This is a genomic window from Virgibacillus proomii (genome assembly GCF_900162615.1).
GTDB classification, from domain to species: Bacteria; Bacillota; Bacilli; order Bacillales; family Amphibacillaceae; genus Virgibacillus; species Virgibacillus proomii.
Map to the genome: position 1 here is coordinate 545,187 of NZ_FUFN01000010.1, position 21,534 is coordinate 566,720.

General features: G+C 35.3%; 18 protein-coding genes. 10 read left to right on the forward strand and 8 right to left on the reverse strand.

What is annotated here, in order from left to right:
• Window positions 1–1,541: 1,541 nt before the first annotated feature.
• The 4 genes from BN1066_RS10490 to BN1066_RS10500 all read right to left on the reverse strand — a co-directional run bounded on the left by BN1066_RS10490 (window position 1,542) and on the right by BN1066_RS10500 (window position 4,549).
• Window positions 1,542–2,264 (reverse strand): hypothetical protein, encoded by a 723-nt coding sequence (locus BN1066_RS10490; RefSeq protein WP_077319389.1) that lies wholly within the window; start codon window positions 2,262–2,264, stop codon window positions 1,542–1,544.
• A 648-nt stretch (window positions 2,265–2,912) separates the two neighbouring features.
• Window positions 2,913–3,056: a hypothetical protein gene (locus BN1066_RS20235; protein ID WP_179104355.1), complete on the reverse strand. Its 144-nt coding sequence runs from the start codon at window positions 3,054–3,056 to the stop codon at window positions 2,913–2,915.
• A 58-nt stretch (window positions 3,057–3,114) separates the two neighbouring features.
• Window positions 3,115–3,531 carry a M67 family metallopeptidase gene (locus BN1066_RS10495; protein ID WP_077319390.1) on the reverse strand — a complete coding sequence of 139 codons (417 nt, stop codon included), beginning with the start codon at window positions 3,529–3,531 and terminating at the stop codon, window positions 3,115–3,117.
• A gap of 1 nt (window position 3,532) precedes the next feature.
• Window positions 3,533–4,549, reverse strand: a complete 1,017-nt coding sequence (locus BN1066_RS10500) for a hypothetical protein (protein WP_143695785.1) — start codon at window positions 4,547–4,549, stop codon at window positions 3,533–3,535.
• Between the two features lie 297 nt (window positions 4,550–4,846).
• On the opposite strand from BN1066_RS10500, the gene BN1066_RS10505 reads away from it, so the two are divergent.
• The 5 genes from BN1066_RS10505 (at window position 4,847) to ddlA (ending at window position 9,168) form a co-directional block, all read left to right on the forward strand.
• A complete protein-coding gene (locus BN1066_RS10505; RefSeq protein ID WP_077319392.1) occupies window positions 4,847–5,515 on the forward strand; it encodes a BMQ_0737 family morphogenetic spore coat protein in 669 nt (222 codons plus the stop codon).
• 70 nt (window positions 5,516–5,585) lie between these two features.
• Window positions 5,586–6,155, forward strand: coding sequence for a hypothetical protein (locus tag BN1066_RS10510; RefSeq protein ID WP_143695787.1), 570 nt, complete (start codon window positions 5,586–5,588; stop codon window positions 6,153–6,155).
• Entirely contained in the window at window positions 6,145–6,441 is a 297-nt protein-coding gene (locus BN1066_RS10515; RefSeq protein ID WP_077319394.1) for a hypothetical protein, read from the forward strand. Before BN1066_RS10510 ends, BN1066_RS10515 begins: the two co-directional genes overlap by 11 nt.
• A 177-nt stretch (window positions 6,442–6,618) precedes the next feature.
• Window positions 6,619–6,921 (forward strand): hypothetical protein, encoded by a 303-nt coding sequence (locus BN1066_RS10520; RefSeq protein ID WP_077319395.1) that lies wholly within the window; start codon window positions 6,619–6,621, stop codon window positions 6,919–6,921.
• Between the two features lie 1,146 nt (window positions 6,922–8,067).
• Window positions 8,068–9,168: a D-alanine--D-alanine ligase gene (gene ddlA, locus BN1066_RS10525; protein ID WP_077319396.1), complete on the forward strand. Its 1,101-nt coding sequence runs from the start codon at window positions 8,068–8,070 to the stop codon at window positions 9,166–9,168.
• 753 nt (window positions 9,169–9,921) lie between these two features.
• On the opposite strand, the gene BN1066_RS10530 is transcribed toward ddlA, so the two are convergent.
• The gene (locus BN1066_RS10530) at window positions 9,922–10,482 is read right to left on the reverse strand and encodes a nitroreductase family protein (RefSeq protein WP_077319397.1); all 561 of its coding nucleotides are present in this window, start codon (window positions 10,480–10,482) and stop codon (window positions 9,922–9,924) included.
• Between the two features lie 579 nt (window positions 10,483–11,061).
• Between BN1066_RS10530 and BN1066_RS10535 the strand changes: the two genes are divergently transcribed.
• The 3 genes from BN1066_RS10535 to BN1066_RS10545 all read left to right on the forward strand — a co-directional run bounded on the left by BN1066_RS10535 (window position 11,062) and on the right by BN1066_RS10545 (window position 13,982).
• Window positions 11,062–12,096, forward strand: coding sequence for a PTS sugar transporter subunit IIC (locus tag BN1066_RS10535; RefSeq protein WP_077319398.1), 1,035 nt, complete (start codon window positions 11,062–11,064; stop codon window positions 12,094–12,096).
• Window positions 12,097–12,648: 552 nt separating this feature from the next.
• The gene (locus BN1066_RS10540; protein ID WP_077319399.1) at window positions 12,649–13,515 is read left to right on the forward strand and encodes a fructosamine kinase family protein; all 867 of its coding nucleotides are present in this window, start codon (window positions 12,649–12,651) and stop codon (window positions 13,513–13,515) included.
• 14 nt (window positions 13,516–13,529) lie between these two features.
• Window positions 13,530–13,982, forward strand: coding sequence for a DUF2269 family protein (locus BN1066_RS10545; RefSeq protein ID WP_077319400.1), 453 nt, complete (start codon window positions 13,530–13,532; stop codon window positions 13,980–13,982).
• 254 nt (window positions 13,983–14,236) lie between these two features.
• Here BN1066_RS10545 and BN1066_RS10550 read toward each other — a convergent pair whose 3' ends face one another.
• From BN1066_RS10550 to BN1066_RS10560, 3 genes are read right to left on the reverse strand one after another with little or no spacing between them, the layout of a single operon-like run.
• Window positions 14,237–16,126 (reverse strand): PTS fructose transporter subunit IIABC, encoded by a 1,890-nt coding sequence (locus BN1066_RS10550; protein ID WP_077319401.1) that lies wholly within the window; start codon window positions 16,124–16,126, stop codon window positions 14,237–14,239.
• A 13-nt stretch (window positions 16,127–16,139) separates the two neighbouring features.
• Window positions 16,140–17,057, reverse strand: a complete 918-nt coding sequence (gene pfkB, locus BN1066_RS10555) for a 1-phosphofructokinase (RefSeq protein WP_077319402.1) — start codon at window positions 17,055–17,057, stop codon at window positions 16,140–16,142.
• Entirely contained in the window at window positions 17,054–17,806 is a 753-nt protein-coding gene (locus BN1066_RS10560; protein WP_077319403.1) for a DeoR/GlpR family DNA-binding transcription regulator, read from the reverse strand. Before BN1066_RS10560 ends, pfkB begins: the two co-directional genes overlap by 4 nt.
• 499 nt (window positions 17,807–18,305) lie before the next feature.
• On the opposite strand from BN1066_RS10560, the gene BN1066_RS10565 reads away from it, so the two are divergent.
• Window positions 18,306–18,842, forward strand: a complete 537-nt coding sequence (locus BN1066_RS10565; RefSeq protein WP_077319404.1) for an HD domain-containing protein — start codon at window positions 18,306–18,308, stop codon at window positions 18,840–18,842.
• Window positions 18,843–19,836: 994 nt separating this feature from the next.
• Window positions 19,837–21,522: an ABC transporter ATP-binding protein gene (locus tag BN1066_RS10570; protein WP_245799766.1), complete on the forward strand. Its 1,686-nt coding sequence runs from the start codon at window positions 19,837–19,839 to the stop codon at window positions 21,520–21,522.
• Window positions 21,523–21,534 lie beyond the last annotated feature (12 nt).

Below are 21,534 nucleotides of genomic sequence, written 5' to 3' on the forward strand. Positions count from 1 at the left end.
TTATTGGTGTTTTATTTTTTCCAATTAAGCATATATGTATTTAATTAGCGTTTCTCTTTCTCGTTTACTGCTGACGAATAGAATATTATGTCCTTTATATTCTCATAAGTTCATTTTCTGATAGAATAGGGACATTTAATTCCTCTTTTAATTTGCCTAATACGACTAGCTCAAAAGGTTTTATCTAGTTGATTGAATTTATCAAATTCTTCTGTTAAATTTTCCAGTTCATTTAACTTAAAAAACAAATTCTCTTTAGATTATTGTTAATTGATGTGTACCTTATGCAATACAACCAAAATTTTGTAATTATTTAATGAGAAGTATTAATAGGAATAATCTAATATCATCTATTAAAAATAAATATATGTAAATATTTCAATTTTAAGTAAAAATAGGGAAAAAACAGGTGCTTTTACCTATCAATTAAGGATTCAGAATATCTTGGTTTTTAAATCATTATGTGTCGGCTTATTAGGTGGATTGAAAAGCTCGGTCCAGATTCTTATAATGGACGAGCTGGAAAAGGCTCTATGTACCTTGACTTAGAAGTGAATGGAGCAAGATTCAAGAAAAGTGTCGACTAACTAATGATGAAATGTTTGAATACTTTAATGTTCCAGCGTTGGATGAGGCAGTGAAGGACGGAAAAGAGATTAGATTTTCGAATGACCCTAGATTAACTCAATATGTGGGCTCATACTTGGCATCCGAACGGGTCCATTAAAAAACAACGACATGGATATAAAACTCTGAAAAAGATAGGAGATGTTTCGGTTGCAAAATAAAAACAGGATAACTTATCAGATGAGCTAATCGAATTTCTTGGGGTATTTAATAAGATACACCATATATAATATTTTCCATAAGGTTTAGAGCATATAATTATTTTAATGTACAGTTGATTATGATAGAGGGACTAGCCTGGAGCTGGTGTGTATAAATACCATACAAAAATGATTATCAATTATCCGATTTTTTAGACAATTAAAAGCCCCTCGTCCTTTTTGTGACGAAGGGACCGTATACCACCTTTATTAACTGCCATGTAGCTTACTCCGACAATAGCAAAGAATTAATTTTTCTATTCGTCTCAGGTAACGATGAGGACAAATTTTCCAAATTCTACTACATACATAGTTTGGTTTGGAAATTGCGGAAGCCCAATCTTCTAATGCTATCACACTGATTACCACGGCCATTAGATCTCTAAGGTGTAATATTAGATTACTATTCTTTCTCATTACTTAAATATTTTGGTTTGTTGTTGTGATAATAACAAAAAAGATAAATCAAAAAATCAAGCCTTTTCTGTAAATATTTTTTTGTAAACTTGCAGATGCTTTTTAAATGTTCGACTACTATAAGGATATATCTAGGAGAATAGAGAAGATCATCATACGGTTGAAATACTGCTTCTTCTTTTTAAAATAACGGAGCCAAATTGAACCTAATAAATGCAGGAGATAGCATATTCAGCTTCTGTAAAGGTTGAATCGGTACCACTTTTCGAAGTGGTACCGATTCGTTGAATTTTCGTATTATGGCGTACCTCCGTTACCATTAGGTGGTGCTGGAAAATTGAATGATGGTGGAGTGCCTAGCGTTTCACAGCGATTAGGATCTACATCACAAAAATGCCCTTCGGCATCCTTAATAACTGGACGAGTGACGGTAATAGTTGTACGTAATACAACTTTAACTAAAATACCTGCTAATGTTACTACGCCGCCAATCTCGATGCCCGGAACCTCCTGAGTGAAGATTCCCTCAACTTCAAGCGGTGATTCCTGTAGCAGATCTTGTGGACATGCTCCTGGAAAATCCGTATGCGCTTGGAAAGGGATACTGGTTGTTAACGTAATAGGAAGAGCTACCCCCACTACCGATATTGTAATGGTGGCCGGAACAAGTCCAATGTTTACGACTTTATCCTTAATGATTCTAGCATTTTGAGTAATTCCAGCTAGATTAGGTGTAACGGTTATAGAAATGATATCATCAAGGTCTGCTATACCTAAATCTGCAAGTTCAAAAAATCTTTCGGCCACCTTTTGAACGGATTTGGCACCTACCAAGGAATTAACTACAAAACAATCACTATTTAATTTAGTTTCTTTGAGTTCTTGCTTTTTAAAGTTGCATTTGCAAGTTCCGCGTTTACAGCAATCATCTTTACAGCAATCATGTTTTTTGCGGGGTCTGTGCTTTTTAACTTGCTTCCCAGTCATTACAACACTACTGAAACATTTTTTAGAGGACATTACATCCTCCCTCCTTTCGTAAACTCTTTTTTCGAAAATAAAATGTTATCTTCAAGATTATAGTATTAGCCAAAGCCACTTTGTGATTGGACTTTTTGATTATTAAGTCATTCCCCTATCTACATATAATTAGAAGTTTTAAATAAATAAGTAGCTGAATGATAGGCTTTATTTTCTAGTATGCTTGCAAGTTAAAACAAGGGCTGTCCAAAAGCCTTGTAGTTTAAAGTAATTGTAATTTGCTAAAAAGGAGGTTTGGAATAATTTTTGCAAAAAGAGGAGATATTTCACTTAATGTGGGAAGGAACCAACTTTATCAGCAGGCCATCTTATTGAACGGGGTGTTTTTGGGGGGATATATATAAGTAGGCATCTGTTATATGTCTTTATTTTTAAAAATGCAGTGCATGAAAATGAGGAAAAGTTATGAAATGATAAAGAAAGAGGCTATTTATTAGAAATTGGATTATCGCTTAATTGCGTATATAGATATAAATTATAAATAGCGATATCTATATTCTACAATTTGCTATAATTCTAAATTCCAATAAGATAACCTCTATGGAATAAGTTTATTTAAATAAGAGTAAGACCTTTATTCTAGACCGTTCATAGAACCTATTCGGAGGATGTAACTGGTCTTTTGTGTTATTTTACCTTACCACAACAGCCGCCTCTTCGGAACATTCCTCTTTTAATCGACGGTGATGAATCCAATACAATTGGCTTCAAGGACGTCTTTATCTTAGTATAGGTACCCTCTGCTTTCTTTATTTTTTTCGTCTTCAACATTCCTCAACTCCTTAGGTGTTATAATGTATTATAGTATTATTTTTCGGTAATGGTTGGGCTATCGTGAGGGATCTATCCAAAAAAGGCATTTTTCATAGTTTGCATCACGTATTCGGTACCATTTAACTAAGGGAGATCCCCCTTTAAAGGATATGATGACCATTTTCACGTTGTCAGCAGGGTGATTAGCAATGTCTAATGTGGAAGGTATTGGTGCTGTATAAGGGTGAGAATGATAGATAGCAAGAACATTCTGGTTTACTTGTTTAATTCTCTTCATCGTACGCTCAACTTCATGCTTACTTACATAAAAACGTCTATCAGACTTCCACTCGTTCTCTAAGTGCCAAATAGATTGTACATTCCCCTGATTTCCTGCTAATACACCACACGCTTCGTAGGGTAATGCTGAATTTCCATGCTCAACCATTTGATTGTGTATAGATAGTGGGATAATTATCTGCTCATGGTTCATCTTATCCTCTTTTAAATAGGGAAAGGAATGAAGTAAAGTCTGGTTTTTTATTTGATTCTTCTAAGTGCTCTGAGTTACTATTTGTTGCATCTAACTGGTTATCAATAGACTCGGTATTATTTTCTAACGTTTCTTCTATTTCAAGGTTTGGCGCTTTTTCTTCCTCTACATTATTTTCAAAGGATGAACTGTCATTTTCAGTAGGAGTATGATCTTCATAAGAAATTAAAGTGTTGTCTGTATCGAGGCTTTCCATTTTGCTTTCATCTTGTGATTTATTGTTGGGAGTTGCTGTACGAGTTATAATATTTTTATTTATTTCATATTGAGCATTTCGGAACGTCTTCTTTGCCTTACTCATGGAAATGGTTTCAGAATCCTGTGAATCATAATGGTGGACACAATAGGAGTTTTCATTGTTTGGCTTTGTAAAACTATATTTCTGTCTGTTTACTTGGTTATTTTTTTTTTTGTTTAATGATTGTTCAACATTGTTGGGAAATTGTAGGATGCTTTGTAATTGTTTATATTCTGACCTTTTAACGGAACGACTATTTTTGGCTGTAGTATCCTCTTCCTTCGTTTTCATTAATCTTTTTATTTGTGAGATTTCTTCTATTACATTTTTAAGCTCTTTTTTCTGCTCCTCAGATTTTGTATTTTGAGTATTTATTAATTGGTTTATCTTTTCAGAAAGATCATTAAATGGCAATTGTTCAAATTGATTTTTAATCATTTGAACTTTTTGATTTAATTGTTGTAAGGAACTCGTAATAGATGTAAGTTGTTTAGTGAGATATTGTTCTTCCATTTGATGATTATAAATCTTTTCTTGATAATTATTTTCCATAGCTTTCATTTCTCCTTTTAGTTTAAAAATTTCCATCTTTAAATCATAAAAGTCCTCTTTGGTCTTAAGATAATCTTTAATTAATTTTCCCTCTGTCACTGTTCTAACAGTTTGCTTGTAGGAATCGAGCTCTTTTTTTAACCTATCAATATCATCAACATTATACAACTCATATCGATACATTTTCATTCACCCTTTTACAGCACATTAATATACTATTTATGAAACAGCAATATGTGACAAAAGTGCATTTTAAAAAAATTCAGAACATGATTGCTTTGATATCCCCATTTTATGCACAGATTTCTTGATTTAAACGTTAAATTGTAAAGATGCTTATGATTATGACGATTACCTAATTCCAATGATTTTTATAACAATTCCGCTATATTACTATACCGTTTGCGGGCTTTATTCATAGGCTACCAATGAAAGAAATTAATCTTATTCGGAGGTGTTTGCTATATGCAGGCAAATAATTTATCTGGAGGTCAGGAACTCCTATGTATTAACACAGAGAAAGTATATGACTGGATTCTTAATGAATCAACTTTTGATTTAAACTTGATGGATTTGGAATTGCCATTAAATCCTAATACCGGTGAACAGTTAACATGTGAAGATATCGATATAGATACAGTTACATGTACAGTTACGCCTAGTGCTACGAATCCGATTGTTATTTTGGATCGAGTAGATCAGGATTTTATCATTGATGGTACGGAGGTAACGTTACAGCTGGTAAACATCCGTAAAAACTTTGTAGTAACAGTTTTTGTTGATTTATTACCAGAACTTGGGGGAGGAACAGTAGAGGTGTGTGAAGCAGATTTCACACGCTGTGAACAAGTGGTTCTTTGTGCGCCTGATGGAACAGAGATTGATGTATGTTACACAGATTTAGATTGTTTTGTATGTACCGCTGCTTGTGACGATACAATTGAGCCAAATCAACTTGATGTAACGCTTACTGTTCGTCTATGTCAAAGCATTCAATCAACATTTGAAGTAACTCTTGAAATTGTAGCAGAATTCTGTGAACCAAGAGATGTTCTGCCAATTACTCCGTGTCCTACGCCAACTATGCCACCGCAATGTCCAGTTATTTTCCCAACGAATGGTGATAATGGGTAAGCTGTCGGCATAAGTTATTAAGAGAGGAGCATATCCTCTCTTTTATTTTTTATTTAGGAGGGTTATGGAATTGGAAAAACTTAAAAACATACAAAAAAAGCTGCTGCACTTACAAAAAATAAATGATACGTATTTAAAGGACTTAAAATCATTAGCAAAGGAAATGCAGACAAAGCAATTAAAAATTATCAGTTATTTTACATATTCGCTTAATCTGAATCATGAACAAGAGGGCGAAAATTTTATTGTTGGTTCTTATCATATAAAAAATTTAGGTTGTAAGCCGCTGCATAATCCATTTATTTGTATAAAGTTAGGCTCTGAAGTTGTATTTGACTTCTCCGGTAAATATTTTTATCAAGATACCCAACAAAAGATGAAGCTCGCCAATGCATGGTTAAGAATAAATGATGCAGATAATCAAGAAGAATTTTGGTTAAAACCAAGCAATCAACAAATATTGAATCCGCAAGAAACATTAACCTTTCAAAACTTCCAATTAAAGTGGATTCCTACTATGTCCTATGTGGGCAATGTTACAGGGTTTACGTATGGAGATGAGATGGAGGAAGGAATGGCTGCACTAAATCAAATCAGTATTAGTGGAAATGTAAAGGAGGAAGATGACCATGAAGAATGAGGAAATGGAAACGTTATTTAAGCAATCTGTCCATTTATTTATAAAGAATCACTTGGAAACGATAAGTCAAGATTTGCAAGCTAACAATAGAAGTTTCGTCTATTTAGAAAATAATATGCTACAAATGATGATGACCTATTTGTTTATGAATATGGATAGTAAATATGATCATCGCATTGATCCATTAGATACAGATATACTAGAGCAAATAGAAGCTAACCTCGACTCCATGATCGATGAAAATAAGAATGAATTTGAAGAGATTTTTAATATGCTAGATAGATAATGCAGACATGAAGGTGTTCCGTTGTTTCTGAAAATCGTGATAAGGAAGGTAGAGAAGGATGAACACAAAAGGCAATGCTTACCTGTGAAAGTAAAAGTAAGAGATTTGGATGTAAAGTCGTTACTAGCATATATGCAGCAATAAAAGGTTAGACCATTGTAAATAGGCAAACATAAAATGGTCGAATTAGTTGCAAAACATTATCTACCAAGTGCTTTTTTCTCAAAAGGATATCCAAGGCATATTGGCAAGCAAGTGATTACAAACGCAAGAGAGAATAGATATAAAATAGTTGAATTAGATGAGGAATTATTCAAGATAACAAAACTATTTACAGGATCGAGCAAGAACAGAGATACAAACAAAGCTCGAACATATTTATTGTTGGGGAAGGTTTCAAAAGCAAATTGTTTGGCTCATCCCCCAACAGTAGCAAATAAATGCCATGTAACAGGAAATCAGCGGATGGAGCTGTTATAACTTAAGTACAGGCAACTATATAGTGGAAGATACACAACGTATAAGCGATCGATTTGCTCCATTTATTTTAGTAAATACAAGATTTTCCCAATATAACGCGGTCAGTGGAATCAAGGAAACGCATCCTCAACGTATGTACACCAAAAGCCAATATGAACATTTTGTAAAATGATTAAAGATGTGAGTAAGAAATTTCCTGAGGTGTATGTAGTAATTAAACCACATCCAGGGGGGATTTCGTTGTGTATAAACTGATTTTTTCATCGTATCCGAATGTGCATGTTATTCCGTTACTGGCTGCTGATGTGGTCATTCATAACGGCTGCACATCAAGTATTGAAGCATTTTTCCTAAAGAAGTAAATTATCTCTTCTATACCTATTACTTCCTTGGAATATGATTTACAATTGCCAAATCAATTAGGGGTAAGAGCAACTAGCAGTAGGGAAGTTGAGGAATTATTAATTAAAATGCTGCACAATCGGATAAATCATTGTCTATGAATAGCCCCGAACATCTAAAGAAGTTTTAGATCATTATTGTTCTAATTTAAGTGAACAATCTAGCTCGTTATCCTTCTACATTCAAGCCATTATAGTTAAAAGAAATATGTCAAATATTTTTCCCTTCATTAAGCAATGCAGAAATTCAAAACTTCTTTGCAAACCTAAATAATCTGGAGGGCAGGAATGTGTTTCAAATAAATGCTGGATAATGACAAAGCATAATTATACGATTCGTATTATAATAGTAACAGTCGACTAAAAAATAATTGTCGTCTGTTATTTTTTACTTTATTGCTTAAGCTGTTTTATGCTATTTTATAATCATGTAAAGAATTGATGTTAGTTGTTCAAACAGTCTGGGAAAATAACGGAATTAGAAATCGGTAGCCTTACGTATCCTCCAGCAGTGTAAGCTCATTAGCATAAGCAATAAAATGATTCTCCACATATTGTACTTTTAAGTTGCGGGAGGTTACAAATGTTAGTGGCTCTATACGTTTTTCATACATGGCAGTATGGATATGTTTTTTGATAGTGATTTATATTTACGTGTTTTGTTTTTTAATATAGTCACTAAACGTTGTGAAATTTAACCAGTCTGCCCTTTTTGAACAAGTATGATAAGGGAAGGACGAATACTATGAAAAAGAAAAAAGTCGGGATCATATTTGGGGGGAAATCTGCAGAACATGAAGTATCCCTTCAGTCTGCTAAGAATATTGTCGATGCAATTGATCGTGATAAATATGATGTTGTTTTAATCGGAATTGATAAAGAAGGAAAATGGCATTTGAATAATCCGTCTACTTATCTGCTTCATGCAGATAACCCAAAGCTCATTGAATTAAACAAGTCAAACGAAACGATTGCAATCGTTCCCGGTGAACAGGAAAAACAATTCATTCATGCTTCTAATGCCGGGCATTTAGATGAACTGGATGTAGTGTTTCCCATTGTTCATGGGACATTAGGAGAGGATGGCAGCCTGCAGGGAATGCTGCGTATTGCAAATGTTCCTTTTGTAGGACCAAATGTATTATCCTCATCTATCTGTATGGATAAGGATATTGCAAAACGTTTATTGCAAGCTGCAGGGATTAAAGTAGCAAAAGGAATCGTTTATCGAAAGAAGGAAAAGCAAAAAATTAATTACGAACAGGCGGCGGAAGAATTAGGAACACCGATGTTTATTAAGCCTGCCAATCAAGGTTCTTCTGTAGGAATAAGTAAAGTAACTACAGAGGAAGAATTCTACCAAGGTATCGAGGCAGCTTTCCATTACGATCATAAAATAGTCGTCGAAGAGTGTATTATCGGGAGAGAAATTGAATGCTCCGTACTCGGAAATGAGAATCCAAAAGCATCTTTGTTAGGCGAAATTTTGCCAAAAACAGAGTTTTACTCCTACGAATCAAAATATATTGATGAAAAGGGAGCAGAGCTTGCTATCCCTGCGGATGTTTCTGAAGAAGTAACCAAGCGTGTACAGGATATTGCTGTCAAAGCATTTGAAACCTTAGAATGCGAAGGTCTGGCAAGAGTGGACTTCTTTTTAACCGAGGATGAAGAAATATACTTAAATGAAGTGAATACATTACCGGGATTTACGAAGATAAGTATGTATCCAAAACTTTGGGACGTAAGTGGACTTTCTTATCAAGAATTAATTAGTACCTTAATTGAATTAGCGATTGAGCGTCATGAGCGAAATAATCAACTAAAAAGCTCACTCTGGGACTAAGAAAACGTATTCCATAAAAGTGAAACTTCTATCCGTGGGGATTTATCCCATACTGATAGAAATTGAACAAAGGCTAGAATCTTGGGCGTCCTTGAAAAAGAAGGACGCTTTTTCTGCGTGAGGTGCATTGCTGTTGTCAACTATGTCTTGAAAAACCAAGATGTATCGAAGTTTTTTCTCATTTTTGAAAAAGAAAAATTCTTTTTCGTCGTGCGATGCATCCTGCTACGTAGCTTTTCTTGTCATTGACGACTCAAGCGAATCGGATATTTAGCGGTGCCGTTTATCCCACTTAGACTTTGAAGCTAAGTCTTACGGCACCTTACATGCGGGATAAAGTGAAGCTTCATTTAAGGAATGCTTTTCTCCTTGAATGTTAGCCTAAAGAATCGGGCATTTAGGTGCCGTTTATCCCACTTAGATTTTGAAGCGAGGTCTTACGGCACCTTACATGCGGGATAAAGTGAAGCTTCATTCAAGGAATGCTTTTCTCCTTGAATGTTAGTCTGAACGAATCGGGCATTTAGGTGCCGTTTATCCCACTTAGACTTTGAAGCTAAGTCTTACGGCACCTTACATGCGGGATAAAGTGAAGCTTCATTTAAGGAATGCTTTTCTCCTTGAATGTTAGCCTGAAGAATCGGGCATTTAGGTGCCGTTTATCCCACTTAGATTTTGAAGCGAGGTCTTACGGCACCTTACATGCGGGATAAAAAGAGGCTTGATGTAGTAGCTGACATCAAGCCTTATCTGTTATCCTTCAAAAGTTGTAAATTTTTCTTTAACACCAATTCGTTCCTTAACAGGTGGTATGTCATCAAAATAGCCTAAGTGAAGAAAGCTGATAATTTTCTCTTTCGGTTTGACATTTAATATTTCTTTTACTTTTGGATCATAAATATGAGGATTTGTTTTCCAGACAACCCCGAGCTGTTTTTCCCATGCTAATAACCAAAAATTTTGAATCATACAAGCGACAGCACCATAATTTTCTTCCCATTGTTTCTGTTCTTCGGGTTCTTCCATAATAACTACTAAAATAGCATTAGGCTCGTTTAAATAGTCTTCTCGATTTTGTTGTCTTTCTTTCGGATACGTAGCTGCTACTTTTTTTGCGAATTGCGGTAATTTGTCAGCTCCGACAAAGATAAATCGCCATGGCTGACGCATGCCGTGTGTCGGAGCCCAAATAGCATCCTCCAGTAAAGATAATACGGTTTCTTTTGTTACCTCTTTATCTGTGTATCCTTTTTTTATAGCACGGCGTTCACGAATGATTTTAGCTAGTTGTGAGTTATTCTTTTTATTCTCCATTACTCCATCTCCCCTGTTTACAGTTACAATTGATAATTATTTTCAATTAAATTGTAGCTCAAGAAGACTAGAAAAGCAATTTTTCTTCCTTGAGTAAAAATGCACCTGTGTAAGTATATGCAGGAAACTGCTAGGTAAGAAGCTCAAATCGTTGATACATTACTAGACAAGCATAAACCACATCAAAAGTTAAAATGGCGCAATGAAAGTATTACATATTCAGCAAGTGGCAGCTTAAAAGTTTCATGCATATCTATTAGGATGCCTGCTTTAGAAATATGATGCTATTCTAATTTTCTAATGAAATAATAGGGGCACTATTTGAAATAAATGAAACTGCTTTTTGCTAAAAACTCCTCACAAATGGGAAAAAACTAAAAAATATGTTATCCTGTTGAGAATTAATCGATGTACTATGTTATAAAGATAGTTCCCTCCAACTCTCTTTGGTAAGTAATTGATCATTTGTTATGCTTGCAGTAAGAAGAGTTTAACGTAATAATGGAGATTGAATCTGCAATAATCGATCTATTTCATTTTAAATGTGACGTTCTTCACGAATAGTAAGGGGGAAAAAGGTTGCGTTTTTTGGAGCGAAAAGGGGTTCGTTTATCTGGGAGAACCTATTTTATTACTGCACTCAGTTATATGGCTTTAGGTTTATTCTCTTCATTAATTATTGGACTAATCATCAAAACATTTGGGGAACAAGTTATTGCTCTATTTTCTCCATCGTTAGCAAATGCCCTTGTAGAAATGGGCAGTTTTGCAATGGATACAAAAATCATGGGAGGAGCAATTGGTGTTGCAATCGCTTATGGATTAAAAGCTCCGCCGCTAGTCTTATTTTCGGCATTATTTGCAGGAGCATTTGGAGCCGAACTAGGTGGACCGGCAGGAAGCTATGTGACAGCAGTGTTTGCGACAGAATTTGGTAAATTAGTATATCAGGAAACGCGAGTTGATATTATTGTTACCCCATTAGTAACGATTATAGTTGGATTTATGACGGGTAAATTTATAGGTCCAGCGATTAATTCGATGATGCAGGGATTTGGACAATTAATCAATTGGTCTACGGAGCAGCAGCCCTTCATGATGGGGATTTTAGTTGCAATACTAATGGGTGTAGCATTGACTGCGCCGATTTCATCCGCTGCAATTGCTATTATGCTGTCCTTAGATGGGTTAGCTGCAGGTGCAGCAACAGTAGGCTGTTCTGCCCAAATGATTGGATTTGCCATTGCAAGTTTTCGAGATAATGGACTTGGTGGATTTATTGCCCAGGCAATAGGTACATCGATGCTGCAAGTTGCTAACATTATTAGAAATCCAGTTATTTTATTACCGCCAACTATAGCAGGAGCAATTATTGCACCATTCGCTACCGTATGGTTGAATTTAACGAATAATGCGTCTGGAGCTGGAATGGGAACAAGCGGGTTTGTTGGACAGATTATGACAATAGAGTCAATGGGATTTTCTCTACCTGTGCTATGGAGTATACTTGTTTTACATATCCTAGCACCAGCAATTATAAGTCTGATTCTTGCCGAATGGTTTCGAAGGGTAGGATGGATTAAAGCTGGTGATATGAAAATTACGTATGCTTAAAGCTGGTTTTTCGGCTAGAAGATTTTGTCTCTAAAAAAGGTATATGTTTGTTAAAATTTGTGTTTAAAAAAGAGGATAAAAAGGAATGAAGCGTTTATAGTGGTGCTGGTTATGAATTTATCCCGCATTATAAGGTGCTGTAAGGGTTCAACTACAAGAGGGGTAGAGAATGCATAGAAGTTAAGTGGGAGGTAGTAGTACCTAAATGTCCAATTCGTTCTGGACGACAGGACAAGAAAAGACCACGACAGCGATACTTCGCACGCGGAAAAGTGTTTTTCTTTTCAAGGACAGAGTTGCTACGGAAGCTACACACCGCACGTAGAAAAAGTGCTTTTCTTTTTCAAGGACAGAGCAGCTACAACAGTAATACATCATGGCTTTTCAAGGACGCTCGAGATGTTATCTGTGATTCTACTTCTTCAAGTAGTGGACGAGGGAAAACCCTACACTTACTGGTACAGAAACAAAAATGAAAATTTGCTTTCTATGTATTGATTTTTTAAAATGACTGCTTAGCATGATATTTTTTAGCAAAGGAGTAGCTTTATAATGAAGCAGCTTTTTCGGCACGCTTTACAACAAGCTGGCATCTCAAGTCGGTTATTAAATGTGAGACGAATATCAGGCGGGTCAATCAATGAAGCGTATGTTGCCCAGACAGAGCAGGGAAGCTATTTTATCAAGTATCATCGAAATGCACCTGAGCGTTTCTTTACACTTGAAGCAAAAGGACTGCAATTAATCAAATCGAAGAATACGATTGATGTTCCGGAAGTAATTAACTATTCAGATGAAAAAGGGAAAGCCTTTCTTGTACTGGAATGGATCAGTGGTAGCAAGCATTCACAAACAGATAAACGATTAGGTGAACGTTTGGCAGCACTGCATCAAACAAGGGGAAAAAAACATGGTTTTCATGAATCGACATTTATTGGAACATTACAGCAGCCAAATGGCTACTATACAAACTGGCTGGAATATTATCGAGATCGTCGCTTGAGCTCCCAATTAAGGCTAGGAATAGAAAACAATCATATCAACGGAAAACGGAGAAGCAAGCTGGAAAAATTACTTTCTGAATTAGAATGTTGGATACCCAATAATATTCCTCCGTCTTATCTGCACGGAGACTTATGGGGAGGCAATTGGATAGTTGGACAGAACGGAGTCCCCTTTCTGATTGATCCGTCATTTCTATATGGAGATAGACATTTTGATCTAGCATTTACCGAAGTATTTGGCGGTTTTTCAGAGGCCTTTTATCAAGCATATGAAGCATGCTATCCAACCGATCGCTATTATGAGGATTGTAAGCCACTTTATCAACTTTATTACTTACTTGTCCATTTAAATTTATTTGGTGAAATTTATGGATCGGACGTAGATAAAATAGTAAATTATTATATTGGGGATTGATGGGAGAAACGAGTATGTCTGTTTATGATGTTTTAGTATTTGTCCATATTTTTTCTGCCATAGTTGGCATGGGACCTGGATTTTTCATGGTTTTACCTGTTAAAAGAGCTCAAACGATGACCGAATTGCGATATGGATACGTTATCAGAGATAGACTTCATTGGTTTGTGATGATAGGAGGGACCTTGCTATTACTAACAGGGCTATTGATGGGTTTTCTGAGGACATATCTATTTTCGCAAGTGTGGTTTGTGTTGAGCTTGTTGTTATTTTTGGTTGCCTTAGCATTTGGCCCCCTTGTTTTATCGCCACGTTCAAAGCCAATTAAAAAAATGTTAAATGAGTATAAAAAAGAGGAGATACCGGATGAATACGATCAATTGGCAGCTAAATTATTTTTCTATGAACGTATCATCAATAGTTTATTTCTACTTATCATTGTCCTTATGATTACGAAACCTTTTTAAAGGTGGATTCAAAAAATTCTGGTTAAAACGGTAAAGCATATATCTTCTATTATCTGTACATATAAGGAGCGTAACTACTGTGTTAAGATATACAACTTCAGTAACTTATGCTTAAAGGCTTACATAGATTTAGCCCGGTTGGAGCATTTCTGATTTATGTAGAAGATGATGAAAACGGAACAGCTTAGCTGACACTGTTCCGTCTTGTTTCGTGGTGATTTTGATTATGAATTGTATTATCTGCTATCCAGTGTTTACACCAGCTTTTTCTTCCATACTCCAGCTAGAAGTGCAGTAACAAATGCTCCGACAATAATCGATGCTAAATAGAGAAAGATAGAGGTAATGCCGCCTTCAACTAGACCAATAACGAATAAACCGCCATGAGGAGCGCGCAGTCCAATATCAAATAACATACTTAGTCCGCCGGTAACTGCTGCACCAGCCATTACGGAAGGAATAACGCGGGTTGGGTCAGCTGCTGCAAATGGGATGACACCCTCTGTGATAAAACAAGCACCTAATACATAGGAAGTTTTTCCTGCTTCCCGTTCTGTTTTCGTAAACTTATTTTTAAAAAGAGTCGTTGCTAGTGCCATACCGAGTGGTGGTACCATTCCGGCTGCCATAATAGCCGCAATAAATGTGTAATTACCGGCATCGAGCATGGCGATACCAAACGTATAGGCCGCCTTATTAACTGGACCTCCGAGATCAAATGCCATCATGGCACCTAAAATTACTCCAACAAGTACTTGGTTCGTACCGCTCATACCTTCTAAGAAAGAAGAAATAGCTGTATAAATTTGCGTTAGCGGCGGATTGATGGTCATCATAATTAGACCAGTTACTCCGATACTGATTAATGGATAGAATAGTACAGGTTTTAGTCCGTTTAATGCTTCCGGCAGTCCTGTTAATAATTTTTTCACGAATAATGTAATATAACCAGCAAGAAAACCAGCAATTAATCCACCTAAAAACCCTGATCCGCCAGCTCCTTCTACACCGGAAACGGTAACAGCGATTAAACCACCAACCATACCAGGTGCAAATCCCGGACGATCAGCGATACTTGAAGCGATGAAACCTGCTAGTACAGGAACCATGAGGAAGAACGCTTTTCCTCCACCTATTTCGTTTAACATAGCAGCAAAGGCATTATATTGCTCACTATCTGGATTACTGGACTCAATTCCCCAGAAAAAGGATAGAGCAATTAAAATTCCCCCACCAACGACAAATGGTAACATATTGGAAACACCATTCATGAGGTGTTTATAAAAACCATTTTTTATTCCGCTATCTTTTGCAATGTCTTTTGTTTGTTCTGCACGGTAGAGTGGAGCATCCTTTTGAATAGCTCGTTGTAATAAATCCTTTGCTTCATGAATGGCTTTTCCCACAGGAACTTGGATAACTGGCTTTCCATTAAAGCGGTCCATCTCAACTTTTGTGTCAGCAGCAACAATAATTGTATCTGCCTTTTCGATTTCTTCTTTGGTTAATCGGTTTTTAACACCATCAGAGCCATTTGTTTCTACTTTAATAGAGATACCCATATCTTTTGCGGTTTCTGACAGTTTTTCTGCAGCCATATACGTATGGGCGATACCAGTTGGACATCCAGTTACAGCTAATATATTACTGGCTGCTTGTCTCGTTTTTTCACTGTTTCTTTTATCTAATTCTGCTTCCTTTTGATTCACAGCTTCCAGTATTTGCGCTACATTGCTGGCATTAACTAGTTTAGAACGAAACTGTTCATCCATAAGTAATGTAGATAGCCGTGATAATGCTTGTAAATGTTCATTATTGGCTCCTTCACTTGCTGCAATCATAAAAAACAAATAAGCAGGTTTCCCATCTAAGGAGTCATAGGCAATTCCTGAAGCTGATCGACCAAACGCAATACTTGGTGTTTTAACAGCGTGTGATTTCGCATGAGGGATAGCAATACCTTCGCCAATTCCTGTCGTGCTTTGTTCTTCTCGTTGTAAGATTGCTTCACGAAAGACTGCTTTATCCGTTAATCGTCCGGCTTGATCCAGCTGGTTAATTAATTCATCGATTACTTCCTGCTTAGAAGAAGCTTTTAGATCAAGTAAAATGGTTTCTTCTTTTAGTAATTCCGTTATTTTCATTCTGATTCACTTCCTAATTAGAATATGGACTAATTGTTACATGTTGAACTAATGATTCAACTAATGATTTTTCACATAAATCATTGCTGAAAGCTGTTGCACTACCAGCAGCCACCGCATAGCGAAAAGCGTCTATTTTATTTTTTTGTGACGAATCTGCGGCGATAAAACCAGCGACCATGGAATCGCCAGCTCCGACTGTATTAATAACCTCACCTTGTAATGGATCAGCAATTGCAATAATATCATTGGAAATGTAAATAGCCCCTTTACTTCCTAAAGAGATAATGACATGCTGAATGCCTTCTGATATTAATTTTTTACCATAATGGATAGCTTGTTCTGTTGTTGTGATTGTTGTATGGAACAATTCACCAAGTTCGTGTTCATTTGGTTTAATCAAATATGGTTTTAATTTAATCAGCTGTTGTAATGCCTTTCCCGAAGTATCGGCAACAAAACGGACTCCAGCTTGCTTGCATGTTCGAGCAATCACTTCTAAAAAATCAGGAGTGATGGAGTTAGGAATACTACCTGCTAAGACAAACCAATCATTTTCTTCAAAGCTATTTATTTTGGCTAGTAGCTCACGCTGTAGTTTTTTCGAAATAATTGGTGCTGGTCCGTTTAATTCTGTTGCTGACGATGCTTTGATTTTTACATTAATTCGTGTTGTTTCATTTGTTTGAATAAACTCCGTAAGAATCCCTTCTTCTTCGAGTTTTTGGGCAATATAGTCTCCGGTAAATCCTCCGATAAACCCAAGTGCAGTAGAGGTAATCCTGAAACGTTTAAGCACTCTGGATACATTTATTCCTTTTCCTCCAGGGTAATAGTTCACCTGATTTGCCCGATTAAGTGTCCCTGCTTGAAAGTAGGGAAGATAAGTTGTGTAATCAACGGATGGTGTCATTGTGCATGTGTAAATCATTTATCTGCCACCTTTAAGGTTGTTTGTTTTTCAAATTGTTCTATTTCTTCTAAAGAAAGCTTGTCGGTTAGTAAAGCCGCTTCCTGTAAGCTAATAATTTTGGCAAAACTGACTTTATTTTTCTTTGAATGGTCAGCTAGGACAAATGTTTGTAAGGCATGTCGGTGGGCGGTTTTTTTCACCATTGCCTCTTCAGGGTCAGGTGTCGTATATCCCAACTCTATATGAAAACCATTAACGCCTAAAAAGCATTTATCAAAGCGGTAATTGCTGATGGATTGGACGGTTTGTGCGCCAATTAATGCTCCTGTTTTTGCCTTTATATGTCCACCGGTAATGTAAGTGGGTATTCCATGTTTGATCAATGCTTCTACATGAGAAAGCCCATTTGTTACAACAACAATATCTTTATCTTTTAAGTAAGGAATTAGTTGGAGTGTTGTTGTTCCGGCATCAATAAACAAACAATCCCCTTCATCAACGAGACAGGCTGCCAGTTGTGCAATTTTTGTTTTTTCCTGAAGGTTTTTGGTTGATTTTTCTTTTAGGCTGAACTCCTGTAGTTTTCGTTCAGGTAAGATAGCGCCTCCGTGAATTCTCACTAGTTTTCCTTGAGCTTCCAGGTCTGTTAAATCCCGCCGAATCGTTGACTCAGAAGCTGCAGTTGCTTTAATAATATCTTGGATTTTAATAGAATGTTTCTCGTTTAATAATTGTATAATTATAGAATGTCTCTCTGCTGTTAACATAAAAAATATCACTCCAAGCTTGGTTTCGTCTTTATCATATACGAACCGCTTACATAAATCAATCAAAATCGTTAAAAAACATTCAAAAACAATCAATACTTAGATTGAATATGACGATTTTGTGAAAGTATGTAACGAGTGAAAGTTAGAAACCGATTTTTACGGAGAGTAGGAGGGAGAGCAAAAAGTCGCTAGAAACTAATTTACTTGGAAACCTATGCCACCTTTACGTTTTAAGGTGTTTCCTTGAAAAGCTTCTCTTGTTATTCCTAAATACCGTATGTATGGTTCCTGACAAAATGGGCTCTTTATTTATAGTTCACCTAGTAAATATTTAATTTTAACCATATGGAAAATTTCTATTGCAACTTATTTAGCATGTATGCTATAGTTTTATAAATTTATCTAAATATATACTACACATGTATGAACGATAACGAAGAAATGATCGAACGTTTTGATAACTAGATAAATATGGAAGGAAAGGAGAGAAGAAAAAATGAGAAAAGTAACCTTAGAAACAGTATTTTTACACCCAATTACACAGCGCTATTTAAAACGATCAGGCATGGCTCATGCTATTGCTGTTGCAGAGAATGCTTTCAAGTTGGCGAAAGAGTATAATGTGAACCCCGATCACGCTGCAAAAGCTGCACTATTACACGATGTCGGTCATTACACATGGTATCGGGACGGCAAATGGGATTATGACTTATACAAGAAAAATGATATACATGCGATTAAAGGAGCAAGTCGTGCGCACAAATTATTAATTCGGATGGGGGAGGATCCTGAGGCAGCTAAAGAAATAGCGATAGCGATATTGCTTCATACAGATTCCTATTTACCAAAAGGTGATCTGAAATTACTACCGTTGCAGCAGGTTGTTCATCTGGCAGATGAAACCGATGAGGAAGTTGGGGGTAAGCATCATTATAAGGTCATTCGTGATGATGAAGCTTTAGATCGGATTCGTTTCTTGGATCAGCAAATTGATGATTGGTTAAATAAAAATCAGACAAAGAAGATTGTCTGATTTTTTTGGTCTATTGGATAGGAAAAAGCTTCATATCTAGTTTATTGTATGTATGTACAATATATTGCTTTGGAACGCTTTAAGTTTTTGTTGGGGAATAGGAAGGTAAAACTTTTCCCCATTCATTATCCTTTTTATTCTTTGTTTTATTTTTGTAAAATACATACCTTTTTTAGCTTTAAATTTAATATAAACCAACTAACGAGGTATTATGAGCTTCAAATTTTTGGTTATTGATTGAATAAATAGCTTAATTTTTAATTTTTTATACAATTAAATAAAAGTGGCCAGTAGCCTTTTTGTTAAAGATTGAAGTCCCTTGACGCCTAGAGCGATATGGAATAGAGGCAAAAAACTCTTGCACTTTTTTCCCTAGTAATCTATGATTTTTTAGTAGCGACTCAACAAATCTATAGGCAAGGGGGAACATGAATTAAAAGTGACATACAACAGGAAAGGGATGACTATCATCCGTCTTTTCGTGAGCTGATTGCAGTAAATAAGAGTTAATTTGATAAACAAGAACAATACATAAATCGTGATCGCTGGTTAAGGTAACGTAATGGTTAATCCAGATAGTACTAAAGGGGCGTGCGAAAAGTTTGTCATAATAACCATAAAGAGGTCTCTAAAGTAGCGAATTATTGGGTTAAAGATAGTAAGTGTTTAATAAGTTAAACAGTGCTTGAGACATTCTATAAATTGCCAAAAGGGAAGCGGCTAATTATAGTTTAAAGAGTCTATGAAATTGTTAAAAGATGTGTGCTAGATACAAATAAAGCTGTTGTTTTAACAGAGTAAGTTTACGCATTAATCTATAATTCGGGCAAAGAAAAATACATAGAGCATAGGGACGAACGTAATCAATGGAGAGGTCTTCTGGAAAAAGCAGAAATACAAAATAATTTGTTTATTTAACTAAAGGGGGGGGGAGATTAGAATTAACAAAAAAAATAATTCATACTCGATTTTGTATGTTTGGCAAATTATAAATATGTCTAAAAGATCATTATTAATTCCTTTTATTATTACAGCGATAAGTAGTGTATTAAGTTTAATTATACCTTTGTTTGTAATGATAATCATGGATAACTTAGAAAAATATATTGATTATAGATTGATTACTATTGGGATTGTACTATTAACTGTTAGCACTATACTTTCTGCTGTTTCCACTTTTTTATTATCGCGGGTAGCTGAAAAAATAATTTTAAAACTACGGGAAAAAATATGGGACAAAATTCTTAAATTACCATTAAAATTTCATCAAAAAAATCGTTCTGGTGAATTAGTAAGCAGATTAACAAATGATACGATAGCAATAGTGGATGTTATGACTCATAGCTTAGTTGACTTATTTGAATCAATAATAACTCTTATTGTTTCTCTAATTATTTTATTTTATTTAGATAGCTATTTAACTTTAATCCTTGTTGTGCTTGTTCCGTTTTCAATATTTATCATTTATCCTTTAGGAGAAAAAATTTTTAGCATTTCATACAAGGAGCAGGAAAGGATAGCAGACTTAACATCATTTTCTTCTGGAATCTTAAAAGATATAAAAATGGTGAAGGCTTTTAACGCGGAGGATATTGAAAAGAATAAAGGTGAAAATAAATTCCAACATTTGTATAAACTAGGGATAAAGTCATCTATATTAAATTCAGTTATAACACCATTATTGGGTTTATTCTCCTTTACTGTATTGATTGTAATCGTGGGACTTGGAGCATGGAGAGTTAGCAATGGAACAATTTCTATGGGAGAATTAGTAGCTTTTATTATTTACTTGGTTCAAGTGGTAACCCCTTTTTTTGCGATGAATTTATTTATAACAGATTATCAGGAAGCTAAAGGTTCAATGAAGAGAATTTTAGAAGTTTTAAGAGAAAAAGATGAAATAGACAATCAAATAAATAAACACTCTTTATTACCTATTCATAGTGAACCTTCAAGATTAGATTTTAAAAATGTTTCTTTTGCTTATGATGAAAACCAAAAGATTTTACATAATATATCATTTTCACTAGAAACAGGGGAAATAGTGGCATTAGTAGGACCTAGTGGATCAGGAAAGTCAACGATTTTTAGTCTGATCGAGCGATTCTATCCTCCTTCACATGGAGATATGATGTTAAATAATAAGTCTTATCAAGATATTGATATAAGTTCTTGGCGAAAAGTATTTAGTTATGTGCCGCAAGATTTTCCTTTGTTTTACGGTACTATTAAAGATAATTTACTTTATGGATTGCAAGAGAAGGTATCGATGGAAGAGTTAATAGAAGCAACAAAGAAAGCAAATGCCCATGAATTTATTATGAAGTTTCCACATGGCTATAATACGCATGTAGGTGAATTTGGTAATTTTTTATCCGGTGGGCAAAAGCAAAGAATTGCAATTGCTAGAGCTTTATTACGTAAATCAAAATTTATTTTATTAGATGAAGTTACAGCAAATTTAGATAGTGAATCAGAATATCTGTTACAACATACATTGATTTCTCTAGCTCAAAATAAAATAGGCGTATTTATGATTGCGCATCGATTATCCACGGTAAAGCGTGCTGATAAGATATTAGTTTTGGAGAATGGAAATATAACAGGATATGGAACCCATGATTATTTGTATCGTACGAATCATCACTATAAAGATTCTGTAGATAAACAAAAAGCATAAATGTACAGATAT

Excerpts from the sequence above, each read along its gene's own strand:
- BN1066_RS10490 (WP_077319389.1), bottom strand. The coding sequence starts at position 2,264 with ATGTCCTCTAAAAAATGTTTCAGTAGTGTTGTAATGACTGGGAAGCAA.
- BN1066_RS20235 (WP_179104355.1), bottom strand. The coding sequence starts at position 3,056 with ATGTTGAAGACGAAAAAAATAAAGAAAGCAGAGGGTACCTATACTAAG.
- BN1066_RS10495 (WP_077319390.1), bottom strand. The coding sequence starts at position 3,531 with ATGAACCATGAGCAGATAATTATCCCACTATCTATACACAATCAAATG.
- BN1066_RS10505 (WP_077319392.1), top strand. The coding sequence starts at position 4,847 with ATGCAGGCAAATAATTTATCTGGAGGTCAGGAACTCCTATGTATTAAC.
- BN1066_RS10515 (WP_077319394.1), top strand. The coding sequence starts at position 6,145 with ATGAAGAATGAGGAAATGGAAACGTTATTTAAGCAATCTGTCCATTTA.
- BN1066_RS10520 (WP_077319395.1), top strand. The coding sequence starts at position 6,619 with ATGGTCGAATTAGTTGCAAAACATTATCTACCAAGTGCTTTTTTCTCA.
- ddlA (WP_077319396.1), top strand. The coding sequence starts at position 8,068 with ATGAAAAAGAAAAAAGTCGGGATCATATTTGGGGGGAAATCTGCAGAA.
- BN1066_RS10530 (WP_077319397.1), bottom strand. The coding sequence starts at position 10,482 with ATGGAGAATAAAAAGAATAACTCACAACTAGCTAAAATCATTCGTGAA.
- BN1066_RS10540 (WP_077319399.1), top strand. The coding sequence starts at position 12,649 with ATGAAGCAGCTTTTTCGGCACGCTTTACAACAAGCTGGCATCTCAAGT.
- BN1066_RS10545 (WP_077319400.1), top strand. The coding sequence starts at position 13,530 with ATGTCTGTTTATGATGTTTTAGTATTTGTCCATATTTTTTCTGCCATA.
- BN1066_RS10550 (WP_077319401.1), bottom strand. The coding sequence starts at position 16,126 with ATGAAAATAACGGAATTACTAAAAGAAGAAACCATTTTACTTGATCTA.
- pfkB (WP_077319402.1), bottom strand. The coding sequence starts at position 17,057 with ATGATTTACACATGCACAATGACACCATCCGTTGATTACACAACTTAT.
- BN1066_RS10560 (WP_077319403.1), bottom strand. The coding sequence starts at position 17,806 with ATGTTAACAGCAGAGAGACATTCTATAATTATACAATTATTAAACGAG.
- BN1066_RS10565 (WP_077319404.1), top strand. The coding sequence starts at position 18,306 with ATGAGAAAAGTAACCTTAGAAACAGTATTTTTACACCCAATTACACAG.
- BN1066_RS10570 (WP_245799766.1), top strand. The coding sequence starts at position 19,837 with ATGTCTAAAAGATCATTATTAATTCCTTTTATTATTACAGCGATAAGT.